The sequence below is a fragment of the Sphingomonas ginsenosidimutans genome (assembly GCF_002374835.1).
Lineage (GTDB): Bacteria > Pseudomonadota > Alphaproteobacteria > Sphingomonadales > Sphingomonadaceae > Sphingomonas > Sphingomonas ginsenosidimutans.
In genome coordinates, this window is the sequence record NZ_NWVD01000001.1 from 401,578 (window position 1) to 416,293 (window position 14,716).

The 14,716-nt window shown below is 69.5% G+C and carries 15 protein-coding genes; 6 read left to right on the forward strand and 9 right to left on the reverse strand.

What is annotated here, in order from left to right:
• Positions 1-34 precede the first annotated feature (34 nt).
• Genes ppdK through COA17_RS01720 form a run of 3 tightly spaced genes read left to right on the forward strand, consistent with a single transcriptional unit; the run spans position 35 to position 3,844 of the window.
• Positions 35-2,728 (forward strand): pyruvate, phosphate dikinase, encoded by a 2,694-nt coding sequence (gene ppdK, locus COA17_RS01710; protein ID WP_096609791.1) that lies wholly within the window; start codon positions 35-37, stop codon positions 2,726-2,728.
• Positions 2,729-2,747: 19 nt separating this feature from the next.
• Positions 2,748-3,317 (forward strand): DUF1214 domain-containing protein, encoded by a 570-nt coding sequence (locus COA17_RS01715; RefSeq protein ID WP_096609793.1) that lies wholly within the window; start codon positions 2,748-2,750, stop codon positions 3,315-3,317.
• The gene (locus tag COA17_RS01720) at positions 3,314-3,844 is read left to right on the forward strand and encodes a DUF1254 domain-containing protein (protein WP_096609795.1); all 531 of its coding nucleotides are present in this window, start codon (positions 3,314-3,316) and stop codon (positions 3,842-3,844) included. Before COA17_RS01715 ends, COA17_RS01720 begins: the two co-directional genes overlap by 4 nt.
• Positions 3,845-3,916: 72 nt before the next feature.
• On the opposite strand, the gene COA17_RS01725 is transcribed toward COA17_RS01720, so the two are convergent.
• A complete protein-coding gene (locus COA17_RS01725) occupies positions 3,917-4,459 on the reverse strand; it encodes a TetR/AcrR family transcriptional regulator (protein WP_245857347.1) in 543 nt (180 codons plus the stop codon).
• A gap of 148 nt (positions 4,460-4,607) precedes the next feature.
• On the opposite strand from COA17_RS01725, the gene COA17_RS01730 reads away from it, so the two are divergent.
• Entirely contained in the window at positions 4,608-4,970 is a 363-nt protein-coding gene (locus COA17_RS01730) for a darcynin family protein (protein WP_066485390.1), read from the forward strand.
• Positions 4,971-5,061: 91 nt separating this feature from the next.
• On the opposite strand, the gene COA17_RS19815 is transcribed toward COA17_RS01730, so the two are convergent.
• The 8 genes from COA17_RS19815 to COA17_RS01770 are packed head-to-tail and all read right to left on the reverse strand — an operon-like array spanning position 5,062 to position 12,613.
• Positions 5,062-5,385: a hypothetical protein gene (locus tag COA17_RS19815; RefSeq protein ID WP_066485345.1), complete on the reverse strand. Its 324-nt coding sequence runs from the start codon at positions 5,383-5,385 to the stop codon at positions 5,062-5,064.
• A gap of 57 nt (positions 5,386-5,442) precedes the next feature.
• A complete protein-coding gene (locus tag COA17_RS01740; RefSeq protein ID WP_066485346.1) occupies positions 5,443-6,447 on the reverse strand; it encodes a type II secretion system F family protein in 1,005 nt (334 codons plus the stop codon).
• A 3-nt stretch (positions 6,448-6,450) separates the two neighbouring features.
• Complete coding sequence (locus COA17_RS01745) at positions 6,451-7,419, reverse strand: type II secretion system F family protein (protein ID WP_096609799.1); 969 nt, start codon at positions 7,417-7,419, stop codon at positions 6,451-6,453.
• A 34-nt stretch (positions 7,420-7,453) separates the two neighbouring features.
• Positions 7,454-8,740: a P-loop NTPase family protein gene (locus COA17_RS01750; protein WP_096609801.1), complete on the reverse strand. Its 1,287-nt coding sequence runs from the start codon at positions 8,738-8,740 to the stop codon at positions 7,454-7,456.
• Positions 8,737-9,381, reverse strand: coding sequence for a CpaD family pilus assembly lipoprotein (locus COA17_RS01755; protein WP_066485355.1), 645 nt, complete (start codon positions 9,379-9,381; stop codon positions 8,737-8,739). The genes COA17_RS01750 and COA17_RS01755 overlap by 4 nt, the downstream gene beginning before the upstream one ends.
• A gap of 18 nt (positions 9,382-9,399) precedes the next feature.
• Positions 9,400-11,061 carry a type II and III secretion system protein family protein gene (locus COA17_RS01760; RefSeq protein ID WP_066485356.1) on the reverse strand — a complete coding sequence of 554 codons (1,662 nt, stop codon included), beginning with the start codon at positions 11,059-11,061 and terminating at the stop codon, positions 9,400-9,402.
• Position 11,062: 1 nt separating this feature from the next.
• Positions 11,063-12,085 (reverse strand): Flp pilus assembly protein CpaB, encoded by a 1,023-nt coding sequence (gene cpaB / locus COA17_RS01765; RefSeq protein ID WP_066485358.1) that lies wholly within the window; start codon positions 12,083-12,085, stop codon positions 11,063-11,065.
• Between the two features lie 51 nt (positions 12,086-12,136).
• On the reverse strand, positions 12,137-12,613 hold the full coding sequence (locus COA17_RS01770) for an A24 family peptidase (protein WP_096609803.1): 477 nt from the start codon (positions 12,611-12,613) through the stop codon (positions 12,137-12,139).
• A 47-nt stretch (positions 12,614-12,660) separates the two neighbouring features.
• On the opposite strand from COA17_RS01770, the gene COA17_RS01775 reads away from it, so the two are divergent.
• Positions 12,661-13,614, forward strand: coding sequence for an alpha/beta fold hydrolase (locus COA17_RS01775; protein ID WP_245857349.1), 954 nt, complete (start codon positions 12,661-12,663; stop codon positions 13,612-13,614).
• Positions 13,611-14,693 (forward strand): NAD(P)/FAD-dependent oxidoreductase, encoded by a 1,083-nt coding sequence (locus tag COA17_RS01780; protein WP_096609805.1) that lies wholly within the window; start codon positions 13,611-13,613, stop codon positions 14,691-14,693. Before COA17_RS01775 ends, COA17_RS01780 begins: the two co-directional genes overlap by 4 nt.
• Positions 14,694-14,716: the final 23 nt, after the last annotated feature.

The window sequence follows — 14,716 nt, forward strand, 5'->3', positions numbered from 1 at the left end:
GCATCGGCACGGGACAGGGACAGGAGACGAGAGCATGGCGACGGCGGCTGAGGCAGCGACGGATACACGCTACGTCTATCGTTTCGGGGGCGGCGTGTCCGACGGCGGCAAGGGCGACAAGAACCTGCTGGGCGGCAAGGGCGCGAACCTGGCCGAAATGGCCTCGATTGACCTGCCGGTGCCGCCGGGCTTCACCATCTCCACCGCGATGTGCACCCGCTATTACGAGGAGGGGGAGAAGTTCCCCGACTCGCTGCGGGCCGAGGTCGCGAACGGTATCGCGCATATCGAGCAGGTGACCGGCAAGACGTTCGGCAATGCCGCCGATCCGCTGCTGGTGTCGGTCCGTTCCGGCGCGCGCGTGTCGATGCCCGGGATGATGGACACCGTCCTCAACCTGGGGCTGAACGATGCCACGGTCGAGGGGCTGGCGGCGGCCAGCGGCGATGCGCGCTTCGCTTGGGACAGCTATCGCCGCTTCATCCAGATGTACGCCGACGTGGTGCTGGAACTGGACCATGGCGCGTTCGAGGAAGCGCTGGAAGTCGCCAAGGAAGATCGCGGCTTCACGCTCGACACCGAATTGTCGGCCGACGATCTGCGCGCGCTGGTGGCCGAGTATAAGAAACTGGTCGCGGCGGAATGGGGCAAGCCGTTCCCGCAGGACGTCCATGACCAATTGTGGGGCGCGGTCGGCGCGGTGTTCGGTTCGTGGCAGTCGGAACGCGCCAAGGTCTATCGCCGGCTGAACGACATTCCCGGCGACTGGGGCACCGCGGTCAACGTGCAGGCGATGGTGTTCGGCAACATGGGCGACACCAGCGCCACCGGCGTCGCCTTCACCCGCGATCCGTCGAAGGGCGACCGCGCCTATTACGGCGAATTCCTGATCAACGCGCAGGGCGAGGACGTGGTCGCGGGGATCCGCACGCCGCAATACCTGACCAGGGCCGCGCGCGAGGAAGCCGGCGCCAGGCCCGCGTCGATGGAAGAAGCGATGCCGGAGGTCTATGCCGAGCTGGCGGCGGTGTTCGACCGGCTCGAGACGCATTACCGCGACATGCAGGACATCGAGTTCACCGTGGAGCGCGGCAAGCTGTGGATGCTGCAGACCCGGTCGGGCAAGCGCACCGCCAAGGCCGCGCTGAAGATCGCGGTCGACATGGCGAACGAAGGCCTCATCACCCGTGACGAGGCGATCGCGCGGGTCGAGCCGCAGGCGCTGGACCAGCTGCTCCACCCGACGCTGGACCCCAATGCGCATCGCGACGTCCTGACCAAGGGGCTGCCCGCCAGCCCCGGCGCGGCAAGCGGCGCGGCGGTGTTCGACGCCGATACCGCGGAACGCTGGGCCGCGGACGGCAAGGCGGTGATCCTGCTGCGCACCGAGACCAGCCCGGAGGATATCCACGGGATGCACGCGGCCAAGGGCATCCTGACCGCGCGCGGGGGCATGACCAGCCACGCCGCGGTCGTCGCGCGCGGCATGGGCCGTCCGTGCGTGTCGGGCGCGGGGACGCTGGCGATCGACGCCAGGGCGAAGATCGCGCGCGTTTCGGGCCGCGAGGTGCGCGAGGGCGACACGCTGACGATCGACGGCAGCACCGGCGAGGTGATGATGGGCGAGGTCGCGACGATCCAGCCCGAGCTGGCGGGCGATTTCGGCACGCTGATGGAATGGGCCGACGGCGTGCGCCGGCTGAAGGTGCGCGCCAACGCCGAAACCCCGCTCGACTGCCGCACCGCGCGCGATTTCGGCGCGGAGGGCGTCGGGCTGTGCCGCACCGAGCATATGTTCTTCGACGGCGCGCGCATCACCGCGGTGCGCCAGATGATCCTGGCCGAGGACGAGGCGGGGCGCCGTGTCGCGCTGGAAAAGCTGCTGCCCGAACAGCGCGCCGATTTCACCGCGATCTTCGAGGTGATGGCCGGCCTGCCGGTCACCGTCCGGCTGCTCGACCCGCCGCTGCACGAATTCCTGCCGCATGAGGAAAACGAGTTCGCCGAGGTGGCGAGCGCGGCGGGCGTCGGCGTCGAGCAGCTCAAGCGCCGCGCCGCCGAGCTGCACGAATTCAACCCGATGCTGGGCCATCGCGGCTGCCGGCTGGGCGTGACCTATCCCGAAATCTACGAGATGCAGGCGCGCGCGATCTTCGAGGCGGCGATCGACGTCGCCGAGAGGAGCGGGGAGGCACCGATCCCCGAAGTGATGATCCCGCTGGTCGCGACAAAGCGTGAGCTGGATCTGATGAAGACGGTGGTCGATGCCGCCGCGCAGGCGGTGTTCGGCGAGCGCGGGCGAACGGTCGACTATCTGGTCGGCACGATGATCGAGCTGCCGCGCGCCGCGCTGAAGGCGGGCGAGATCGCCGAGACGGGCGAATTCTTCTCGTTCGGCACCAACGACCTGACGCAGACGACGCTGGGCGTCAGCCGCGACGACGCCGCGCGCTTCCTGGGCGCCTATGTCGAAAAGGGCATTTACGCCAAGGACCCGTTCGTCAGCCTGGACGTCGAGGGCGTGGGCGAATTGGTGTCGTTGGCGGCCGAGCGCGGGCGCGCGACGCGGCCGGCGATTAAGCTGGGCATCTGCGGCGAACATGGCGGCGACCCGGCGTCGATCGCCTTCTGCGAGAGCGTGGGGCTGGATTACGTCTCCGCCTCGCCCTACCGTGTGCCGATCGCACGGCTGGCCGCCGCACAGGCGGCGCTGAAGGCGAGGGGCTGAGCGGACGGGAGCGGTGACGATGAAACCCTGGGCGCGGTATCTGGTCTGTGTCGCGCTGGGGCTGATCGTCGGCGTCCTGTACGCCGCCTGGGTCGTGCGCGCAGGCACATTGGGGTCCGGCACCGCGATCGGCGCCTGGCGCACCGGCACCGATTTCGGATCGCAGGACCAGAGCGCGCGCACCCGCGCGGTCGTCGCGCTGCGCGGGCTGCTCGCGCTGCCGGCGCGTGAAGCGCGTTACTATACCGCCGCCACCGACGATGCCGGTCGCCCGCTGGACGGGCGGTGCCGGTATCGCGTGACCGGGGGCACGTTGCCGGCGCGATGGTGGAGCCTGACGCTGTATGACCGCGCCGGCTATCTGGTGGGCGACGGCCCCTATTCGGTCGGGAGTGCCGCGTTGCCGGAGGCGGAGCAGGGACGGTGGACGGTGCTGATCGCGCCGACGCCGCAGCCGGGGCACTGGCTGCCGACCGCGAAGCTCGACCGGTTCGAACTGACGCTGCGCACCTATCTGCCCGCCGATGCGGGACGCACCAGCCCGGCGCGCGACCAACTCCCCTCGATCCGGCAGGAGGCGTGCGCATGATCCGCAACTGGCGCTGGCCGATCGTCGCGGGGTTGCTGGTTGCCGCGCTTGCCTATGTCGTGACGCTGCGGCGTGCGCCGACGATGCTGATGGCGGCGGCGGAACGGCGGCTGGAAAAGCTAGGCGGGGTCAACCGCTTCGCGCACGCGCCGCTGGCGACCGCGGCGTCGCGCGCGGTGGTGCGGCCCAGCCCGGACCTAGCCTATTCCAGTTGCGTGTTCGATGCGTCGAAGGCGCCGGTCCTGGTCGATGTCGCCCCGGTGCCGGCGCGCTACTGGTCGCTGTCGGTGTTCGGCGCCAACACCGACGTGGCGTTCGTGCGCAACAATGTGGAGGCGGGCAACGCGCCGATCCGCGTCGCGCTGGTGACGCCGGGGCAGGCGGTGCCGGCGGGCTATACCGGGGTGCTGGTGCCCGGCGGGCACGGCGTCGCGCTGATCCGCATCCTGATCGACGACCGCGCGCGGTTCGCGCTGGTGGACCAGGCGCGGCGGGTGTCGACCTGCGGAGTGGCGACGGCCGGTTGAGCGGCGTTCCGGACGGGACGGGGCCGATCGGGATCGCGACCCGCGATCGTACAGGCCGGGGCGCGCCGGGGGTCAGTTCGTGTTGTCGAGATAGCCGTAGACGGCCCGGCACACCCGCGACGAGAGCATCGCGCGATCCTGCTCCCCCCGCTCGCCAGCGGCATCCACCATCCCCTTGATGATCGCCAGCACGTCACCCGCCGCCAGATCGAGGTCGGGCTGGACGGGGATATCCGGACGCTCCAGCACGCCGCGCAGGATCGACACCAATCGACAGGTGACGTGCCGTGTTTCCGCGTCGAAGGGCAATCGTCCCTCCTCGACGTCTAGCAGCCGTGCCAGCGCGGGTCGGCGAAGCTGGTGGGCGACGGCTGCGGCGACCAACCCGGCCAGCGCATCCCGACCGCTCGTCGCTGCCAGCGCCGCTTCCCAGTCGGCGATCAGCCGCGACGTCTCGCGCACGATCAACGCGCCGATCAGCGCCTCCTTCCCGGGGAAATATTGATAGAGCGAACCGATGCTGACGCCGGCGCGCTCCGCCACGGCGTTGGTCGTGAATCCCGCCAGTCCGGCCTGCTCCAGAATGCGAGCCGCAGCCTCGACGATCGCCCGCACCGTTTCGACCGACCGGGCCTGGCGCGGTGCTTTCCGGGGCGTGGGGCGCTGCTGCTTAGAGGTGTCCGCCATCGAAGGAATGCGAGTAGCCAATTGTGAGTGTTTGCTCGCATTTTATGCGCGCCACACAAGGATGCAAGGACGCATGATGAGCAATACACCACTTCCGTTCGACCCCGCGCTGACGATCTTCATGCTGGTGAAGACGTCACCGGAATGGCTGGGATTTTCGGTCGACCGCCGGTTCGAGCTTCTCGGCGCGGAATTCACCCCCATCCTGAAGAAGCACGCCGACAACGTCGTTCTGCGCTTCTTCGACGTGGAATTCTATTCGACCCGCGTCACCGATATCTGGATGTGGGACGCAAGGGATCATCATTCCTACCAGTTGCTGGTGGAGGACCTGCGCGAAACCGCTTTCTGGGATCGGTATTTCGACATCGTCGAGATCCTGACCGGCGTGGAGAACGCCTATGCCAAGAATTACGATCGGCCCGTCATCACCGCCTGATCGACAATGGGGGGACATGCGTCCCCCCAATTTCTTCCGTTCTCCCGGAAAGGAGGGCGGCGAACCATGCCTCGATCGGTCGGAAACCGCTCTAGATCATCGTGCGGTCGTCGCGATAGGCCGGTTCGGCGGCGGGGCGGGCGAGCGGGCGGTCGTCACGAACGATGCGTTCCTCCACCACCGGCCGTTCCTCGACGACGGGGCGCTCCACCGCCACCGGGCGCTCGTTCACCAGCCGCGTATTCTCGCGCTCCAGTTCGGCGATGCGCTTGGTCGCGGCGGCATGGGCATCGCGTTCGGCGGCGTAGCGCGCCTTCCACTTCTTGCCGCCCGGATGGCTGGCAAGCCCGAACAGCCAGCCGGCGACCAGCGCGATCGCCAGCGCGATATATTGCGTGGGGGTGGTGAACAGCATCGCTTCCTCCCTGTTACGCCGTGACAACGACACGGGAGGAAGCGCGTTCCCGCAGCCCTATTTCGGGCCGTTGTTGATGAAGCTGTCGTTGATCGAACAGGCCGCCGGGCCAAGGATGACGACGAACAGCACCGGCAGGATGAACAGGATCAGCGGCACCGTCATGATCGCGGGCAGGCGCGCGGCCTTTTCCTCGGCGCGCATCATGCGTTCGTTGCGGAATTCCGCCGACAGCACGCGCAGCGCGCTGGCCAGCGGGGTGCCGTATTTCTCGGTCTGGATCATCGTCGTGACGACGCCCTTCACCGCATCCAGATGGACGCGCGTGGCCAGATTTTCGAACGCCTGGCGCCGGTCGGTCAGGAAGCCCAGTTCGATCGCGGTCAGCGCGAATTCCTCGCCCAGTTCGGGATAGGCCTTGCCCAGCTCCTTCGACACGCGGTGGAAGGCGGCGTCGACGGTCAGCCCCGCCTCTGCGCAGATCACCAGCAGGTCGAGCGCGTCGGGAAGCCCCTTGCGGATTTCCGCGCTGCGCTTGTTGATGCGGTTGGTGAGGTACAGGTCGGGCGCCTTGTACGACAGGATCAGCGTCACCGCGACCAGCGCATAGCGCTTGATGGCGCTCCAGTCGGGAAAGGCATCGAGCAAATAGACGTAGACGATCATCAGCCCGCCGAACACGATCGGCAGGATCAGCCGGCCGAAGATGACCGCGACCGCCCATTCCTTCTTGCGGATGCCGGCCTGCATCAGCTTGAGCTGCGCGGCCTTGACCTGTTCGTCCTGGAGCACGCGTAGCGACGACAGGAAATGGCGCAGCCGGTCGGTGGTGGCGTTCTGGCGCACCAGCTTCGCGCGGCGCTTGCTGGTGGAGGCGGTGATGCCCGCCTTCAGCTGTTCACGCCGGTCGTTGAGGGCCTTCACCCGGCGCGTCATCGGATCGCGCACGCTGACCGCGGCGAAGATCGCGACGAACACCGCCGCGGCGGCGACCGCGGAGAGCAGCGTGGCCAGCGTGACGGCGTCGAGGCCGAGCAGGATCGGGCGGGCGGCAGGTTCCATGGCTCAGATCTCGAAACTGATCATCTTGGACATGATGAACGCGCCGAGCGCCATCCAGCACATGCCCCCGCCGCCGATCACCATCAGGCGGATGTCGCTGAAGAAGCCCAGCATATAGGGCGGGTTGATCATGTAGATCAGCCCGAACACGATGAACGGCAGCGACCCGATGATATAGGCCGACGCCTTCGATTCGGACGACATCGCCTTGATCTTCAGCTTCATCTGCGCGCGCTGGCGCAGCACCGTGGCGAGATTCTGGAGCGTTTCGGCCAAATTGCCGCCGGTTTCGCGCTGGATCGCGATGGTGATGCAGAAGAACTGGAATTCGGGCGTGCCCAGCCGGTCGGCGGTTTCCTGAAGCGCGACGTCCATCGAACGGCCGATCTTCATCTTGTCCGACACCGACCGGAATTCCTCGCCCACCGGGCCGGGCACTTCGGCGGCGACGACCTGCATCGTCTCCGAGATTGGCAGGCCGGAACGGAGCCCGCGCACCAGCAGCTCGATCGCGTCGGGAAACTTGGCAGTGAACTTGCCGACGCGCCGCTTGATAAGCTTGCCCACCACCATGTGCGGGATGAACGCGCCTAGTGCGATCCCCAGGAACATCGCCAGCAGGAACGGCAGTCCGCGCAGCGATAGCAGCGCCGCCACCAGCACCGCCAGTCCGACCGTCGCGGAGGCATATTGGCCGACGGTCCAGCTCTTGCCGGTCATGTCGAGCCGCTTCTGAAGCTCGGCGGGCTTGGGGAAGAAGCGCATCGCCGCCAGGTCGGCGCGCGACGCGCTGCGTCCGGTGATGCGGCGCATCTGCGCCTCCATCGCGCTGGCCTGCGTCACAATATGGCGTTCGCGCACAGCCACCAGCCGGCGCGCGCCGGCCTTGTCGGAGGACGGCCCGGCGAAGGCGAGCACGACCAGCCCGACCGTCAGCAGCCCGCCGAGCGCGAGCAGCAGCAGGGAGATCATCGGTGTCATCGCCGCCAGGCTCCCTTGCGGGCCATCACTTCGCCTTCGCGCCCTTCTTGCCCACCAGCCCCTTCATGCCGGCGAACTTCGACAGCAGTGACGCGCCCTTGGCCGTGCCGCCACCGGCGCCCTCGAACGCGCCGTCGTCGGTCATCGCGATCACCCGGTCGGCGACCTCGGCCAGCGGGGCGACCGTCTTGCTGCCCTTGCCGGCCTCGGCCAGCGGCTTGCCCAGCTTGGCGGCCTGCGCGGCCAGTTTCTGGTCGAACGGGACCATGACGTCGATCTTGCGTTCGATCGACCCCTCGAAATCCTTGCGCGAAATCTCCAGCTGCGGGCCGGCGTGGACGCGGTTGGCCATCACCGTGACCTGTACCTGCGGCGCATGGGTGCGCAGCCACGACAGCAGCCGGATCGTGTCGCGCGCCGCCGCCAGCGTCAGTTCGGTGACCAGCACGACGGCGTTGATGTCCGACAGCAGGTGCGGGTGCTGGACCAGCATGCCCCGCGGCAGATCGACGACGGTGCATTCGAACGCGGCGCGCATCTCCTCCTGCAACTGGTAGAAGGCCGCGCCGTCGGTGACGATCGGGGTGTTGATCGGCGCCTCGGCCGACAGCACCGACAGCTTTTCCGACGCGCGCACCATCGCGCGTTCGATGAACAGCCCGTCGATGCGGCTGGGGTTCTCGATCGCGTCGGTCAGGCCGCGGCCCGGCTCCAGGTCCATCGCCAGCGCATCGGTGCCGAAATGGACGTCGAGGTCGAGAAGCGCGGTCGACCTTTTGCCCTTTTCGCTGAGCAGCCAGCCGAGCGAGGTCGCCACGGTGGAGGCGCCCGCACCGCCGCGCGTGCCGATCACCGCCACCGCGCAATGCGGGCGGTCCAGCGACACGTCGGCCAGCTTGGGCGCGCTGATGATCGCCTGCGCCTGGGCGAAGGCGTCGCGCACCATGTCGGGGCTGAACGGCTTGAGCAGATAGTCCTGGATGCCGCTGGCGACCAGATCGCGGTACAGGCGGACGTCGTTGACCTGCCCCGCGGCGATGACGATCGTCCCCGGTTCGCACACCTCGGCCAGGCTGTTGATGTCGCCCAGCGGGTCGCCTGATTCTGCCAGGTCGACGAACAGCACCTGCGGGCTGGACGTGACCGACAGCGTCTGCACCGCGTTGCGCAGCCCGCCCTTGTAGACATTGTCCGCCGGCCAGCCGAGTTCGGACGCGATCGGGCGCAGCAGCTCGACCGAGGCGTCGTCGCAGGCGAAGGCGAGGAACGGCGCGCGCGTGCCCGTGCCGCCCGGTTTCCAGGGTGCGTTCACTTGCTGCCTCCTCCCGTCGATTCAGACTTGAGCGTCGTGCCGCCCGCGCCGGTCGGCTGCGCGGCGCGCAGCGTGGTGATCGCGCGCGTGCCCATCTGCGTATCGTACACGCCGCTGCCGGCGTTGCCGCGGACCAGATCGGCGGGATTGGCGATCATCGCCGCAAGGTTGCCGTTGACCGCGCAGCCGTAATCGGTGGTGTTTTCCTGCTGGAACGCCGGCTCGACGTTGCGGCGCAGGTCGTTGCAGCTGGGCATCGACGCGCGCGAGCGGCTGACGACGACGCGGACCGTGCCCGGCGCGACCGCGGCACCGGTGACCGGCGCATCGGGCGACAGCAGCAAGCCGTAGCGTGCGGCAGCGGAGGCGATCGCCGCGCGGGCGGGCGCGCCCGCGCCGTTGGGATCGTCGATCGCGACGCTGTCGCCATAGCCGAGCCGCAGCGCGTCGAGCCAGCCGTACAGCCGCTGCGTTTCGGCGGGCGACAGGCCGTCGCCGGCGGTCTGCACGTCGAACGCATAATCGGTGCGCGTGACGACCGGCTGGTTGACCGATTCGACCCCGCGGTTGACCGGGCCGCATGCCGCCATGGGCAGCGCGGTGCCGGCGAGGGCGACGAAAAGGATCGGGCGCTTCAACATGATGGGATCCCTTTCAGCTCAGTTGACCGAGAAGCCGGGCGCGGCCGCGGCGGGCCGACGATCGGCCGGCTTCGCCGCCTTGCGGTCGATGGCGGGCGGCGTGCCCGCATCGAGGTTCGGGACGGGCAGGACGGGCACGTCGCCCGCCGCGCCGATCGCGGGTGCCGCGCCGGCGGGCGCGACCTGCATCGTGGGCTTGGGCCGCTGCAGGCCGCGCTGCCCTTCGTCCAGCTTGCCCAGCATCAGGCGTTCCAGATCGCCCGGCGCGCGATAGCCGTCGGTCGGCAGGCGGATGTCGTTGCCGTTGACCGGCTTCACCAGATACGGGGTGATGACGATCACCAGTTCGGTTTCGTTGTGCTGGAACGCATTCGAGCGGAACAGCGCGCCCAGCACCGGCACGCTGCCCAGCCCCGGCGTCTTGTCGAAATTGTTGTTGTGCATGTTCTGCATCAGGCCGGCGATCATGAAGCTTTGCCCCGATCCCAGCTCGACGGTGGTTTCGGCGCGCCGCGTCGTCAGCGCGGGCACGCGCCCGCCGCTGATCGTGATCGCATTGGCATAATCGAGCTGCGACACTTCCGGCCGCACGCGCAGCGAGATGCGCCCGTCCGACAGCACCGTGGGCGTATAGGCCAGGCTGACGCCGAACTGCTTGTACTCGACCGAGGTGGTGCCCAGCGCCTGCGCCAGCGGGATCGGGATTTCGCCGCCCGCCAGGAAGGTGCCGGTCTCACCGGACAGCGCGGTGAGGTTCGGGTTGGCGAGCGTCGTCACCTGGCCCATCGTCTCGCCCGCGTCGATCGCGCCGAGCAGGTCCAGGCCCAGCAGCTTGCCGGCCAGCGCGAAGGTGGAGTTTTCCGACCCCTTGGTTACCTGCGACCCGTTCGGCGGCGCCTGCGTGAAGCCGACGCCCAGCGGCCCGCCGGGAATGAATTGCGTCGCCGCCCCGCGCCCGCGGGTGACGCCGAACTGGAACCCGCCGGTGCCGTCGACCGACTGGATGTTGGCGCCGATGTTCTTCAGGAAGGTGCGGCTGACCTCCGCGAACTTGACCTGCAGGTTGACCTGCAGCGGCGTGGCAGTGCGCAGGCGGTTGACCACCATCACCTTGAGCACCGCATTGGCCTGGGTCGCGTCGACGCCGGGGTTGAGCGCGCTGGTCACCAGCCGCTGCGCCTGAGCGCTGTCGTCGGGGGAGGCGACGGTGCCGTTCATCACCGCGATCTGCCCGACCTGGGTCACATGGATGTCGGCCTCCGGCATCGCCGCCTTCATCATGCGATCCAGCGACGTCGAGTTCTGCGACACGCGGATCGTCGCGGCATAGACGACGCGGCCGGCCTTGTCGGTGGCGAACAGCGTCGATTCGCCAAAGCCCTTGCCGAACAGATGGATCTGGCGCGGGTTGGCGACATAGACGTCGGCGACGTCGGGGCTCGACGTCCAGACGTCGACGACGCTGGCGGGCAGGGTGATGAGCTCGCCCTCGCCGATCGACAGCCACTTTTCGACCGCGGGCTTGGTGACGCCGGGCGGCGGCGGGCCGACGCGCGCGGCGCGGCCGGTGCCGTTGTGGTGCACCGCGGGCGCGGCGCCGGCGCTGGCGGCGGGCAGGATCGTGCCGACGGTCAGCGCGGCAAGCGCGATGCCATGGGCAAGAAGGCTGGTGACACGCATCTTAAATCTTCCCCCCGACCGGAACCTCGGTCACGCTGTTGCCGCGGGTGACGCGGACGACCGGCCCCACGATGGGTGCGCCCGGCACGCCGCTGCCCGGCCCTGCGGTGCCCGTGACCGCGGTGCCGGCGGCCGGCGCCACCAGCGGCGGGACCGAGCGGCGCTGGAACCGCGACACGTCGGCGCCGACGACATAGGTGGAATTGCCGGCCTGCGGCGTGTTCGCCAGCTTGTCGATCATCGCCTTTTCGGCGCGCGGATCCTTGCTGTCGCCGACGCTGGCCGCGCCCGATGCGATCGCCTGTTCCAGTTCGGACGCATTGTCGGCGAGCGAGCGCAGCGACAGCGACAGCGTGCCGATGGTCTGCGCGACCGCGATCTGTTCGGCGATACGCGGCGTCGCCTCGACCGTGACGGTCGAGAAGGTGCGCACCACGGTATTGCCCTGGTCGTCCTTGTCGTCGCTGGTCCGCTGATCGGTGGCGAGCACGCGCAGGTTGCGCACGACCGTCTCGCTGGTCTTCAGCGCGGGGCCGTCGTTGGCGCTGACCGACTGGGTCAGGATCAGATCGATATGGTCGCCCGGAAACACGAAGCCCGCGACCGACGTCTGCGCCGACACCGGCACCGTCACCGCGCGCATCCCCGGCCCGAGCGCGGCGGCCAGGAAGCCGCGATCCCCGGGCTTGACCAGCTGGCCTTGCGTGACCGGCTGTCCGGCGGTGACCGGCAGGCGCACGACGGTGCCGATCAGCTTCGACAGATCGGTGCCCTCACGCTTGAAATAGGCGTTCTCGACCAGATCCTTGGGCCAGGGCTGGAACTTCAGCGCGGTCGCATCCAGGATCGTGCCGACCGGCAGCGCGCGCGTCGCGACCAGCACTTCCGGCCCGTCGATGACGACCGGCGCGGCGGCGGCTGCCTCCGGCGCGGCCGCGCCCGCCACCAGCGAGCGTGCGGCGAACGCGGTCACCGCGGCCACCAGCAACGCCCCCAGCAGCATCATCACCTTGCGACTGTCCATCTGATCCTTGTCCCTCGGGTTCGCGCCAGGTCGTTGAAAGATTTCAGGCGATTATTGGGTAAACTGGTTAAGAAGCGGTTCGCGAAACATCAGCAGCCCGGCCACCGCGATGGCCACGCCATAGGGCACCTCGACCGGCCCCTCGCGCGGGCGCCAGCGTCGTTCGATCATGAACACGATCGTCAGCGCGCCCCCCACCAGCGACATCATCAGCAGCATGTCGAGCAGCCGGAACGGCGCCAGCCACAGCGCCAGTGCGCCGATCAGCTTCACATCGCCCCCGCCCATCTGGCCGATCGCGAAGGCGCCGACGAACAAGGCGAACACGAACGCGGCGACGCTCAGCTGGATCGCCATGCCGGGCCATGGGTCCAGCCCGATCGCCACCCACCACAATGGCGCCATCAGCGCGATCGCGGCGTTCTTCCAGTTGGCGATCTCCCGCGTGCGCGCATCCTGGATCCCCGCCGACAGCAGCAGCAGCGCCATGATCGCGGGCAACGCCCAGGAGAGAATGTTCCATCCCATGCGAGGACCGCTAGACGACAGGGTTTGAGAAACCGTAACCACGCCCGATGACCATCGACACCGCCCCCGATCCCTCGCCGATGCAGCGGGTGGCGCGCGCCATCCCGCCCGATGCGCGCGTGACGTACTGGCGTGCGGCGGACGGCTGGGCGGTGCGGCGGTTCGACCGCGACGGGGCGGGGCGTGGCGCGATCCTGTTCCAGGCCGGACGAGCCGACATGTTCGAGAAGTATCTGGAATCGTTCGATCACTGGCATGCCGCCGGCTGGTCGGTGACCGCGTTCGACTGGCGCGGGCAGGGCGGATCGGGGCGGCTGGGCGCCGATCCGCACGTCGGCCATTGCGCGTCGTTCGCGCCGTGGATCGACGATCTGGCGGGTTTCTGGCGCGACTGGCGGGCGGGACGCGCCGGCCCGGCGGTGCTGATGGGGCATTCGATGGGCGGCTATCTGGCGCTGCGCGCGATGGTGGAGGGCCGTGTCGCGCCGGATGCCGCGGTCCTGGTCGCGCCGATGCTGGGGCTGCGCTCTCCGGTGGGTGCGCCGATCGGCGGGCTGGCGGCGCGGATTATCGCCGCAATGGGTAATCCCGCGCGCGCGGCGTGGAAGGGCGAGCGCCCCGGCGCGCCCGATCGCCGCGCGCTGCTGACCGGGGACACCGACCGTTATGACGACGAGGCATTTTGGTTCGCGCACGACCCGTCGCTGAAACTCGGCCCGCCGAGCTGGGCGTGGCTGGCGCAGGCGTTCGCCGGCACCGCCGCGCTGCGCGCCGACCCGCGGCTGGCGCAGGTGACGGTGCCGGTGCTGACGCTGGTGGCGGATCGCGACGCGCTGGTCGATCCGCGCGCGGCGATCGCGACGACCGCGCGGCTGCCCGATGCGCGCGCGATCCGCTTTCCCGACGCCGCGCATGAGATATTGCGCGAGCGCGATGCGGTGCGCGACCGCGCGCTGGCGGCGATCGATGCCTTCCTGGACGAGCGGGCGCCGGTGGCATGACCCATGACATTGCGATCGTCGGCGCGGGGATCGCGGGCGCGACGCTGGCCGCCGCGATCGGGACGCGCGCGCGCGTGCTGCTGCTGGAGGGGGAGGATACCCCCGGCTATCACGCGACCGGGCGGTCGGCGGCCTTCTGGTCCGAAACCTATGGCGGCGCGGGTATCCAGCCGCTGACCACCGCGTCGGAGGCGCCGCTGCGCGACGGGGGCTATCTCGATCCGCTCGGCGCGCTGCATGTCGGGCGCGCGGACGCGGACGAGCGCGCGGCGGCGGCGCTGCTGGCGGAGTTCGCGGGCACGCCGGTGGTGCTGGAGGCGGTCGACCCGGCCGCGCGCGTGGCGGGCCTGCGCGACGGGTGGACGCTGGGCGTGTGGGAGCCGAGCTGCGCCTATATCGACGTAGGCCAGCTCCATACCGATGCGCTGGCGCAGGCGCGCCGCGCAGGTGCACAGCTGGTCACGGGCGCGCAGCTGGCCGCGGCGGAGCGGCGCGACGGGGCGTGGCAGCTGGCGATGCGCGATGGCCGTACCTTCAGCGCCGCCACGCTGGTCGACGCCGCCGGGGCCTGGGCCGATGCGGTGGCGGCGATCGCGGGCGCGCGGCCGCTGGGCATCCGCCCGTACCGCCGCACGATGGTGCAGCTGGCCACCGATCCGGCCGCGCCCGCCGGGATGCCGTTCGTCAACCATCTGGGCGGCGATTTCTATTTCAAGCCGGAAGCAGGCGGCAAGCTGTGGCTCAGCCCGCACGACGAGCATCCGGTGGAACCGCATGACGTCGCCGCGGAGGAGATCGACGTGGCGATCGCGATCGACCGGTTCGAGGGCGCGGTCGACTGGCGCGTCACGCGGGTCGAGCGGCGCTGGGCGGGGCTGCGGTCCTTCGCGCCCGACCGGCTGCCGGTCTATGGCGCCGATCCGCGACTGTCGGGCTTCTTCTGGTTCGCGGGGCAGGGCGGGTTCGGCATCCAGACCGCTCCGGCCGCCGCCGCGATCGGCGCGGCGTTGCTGCTGGGACAGGGTGCGATGCCGCCGGGCGTGGACGCCGACCGTTACGCGCCGGGGCGGTTCGGCTGATGCCGGCCTAGAGCGGTTTCCGA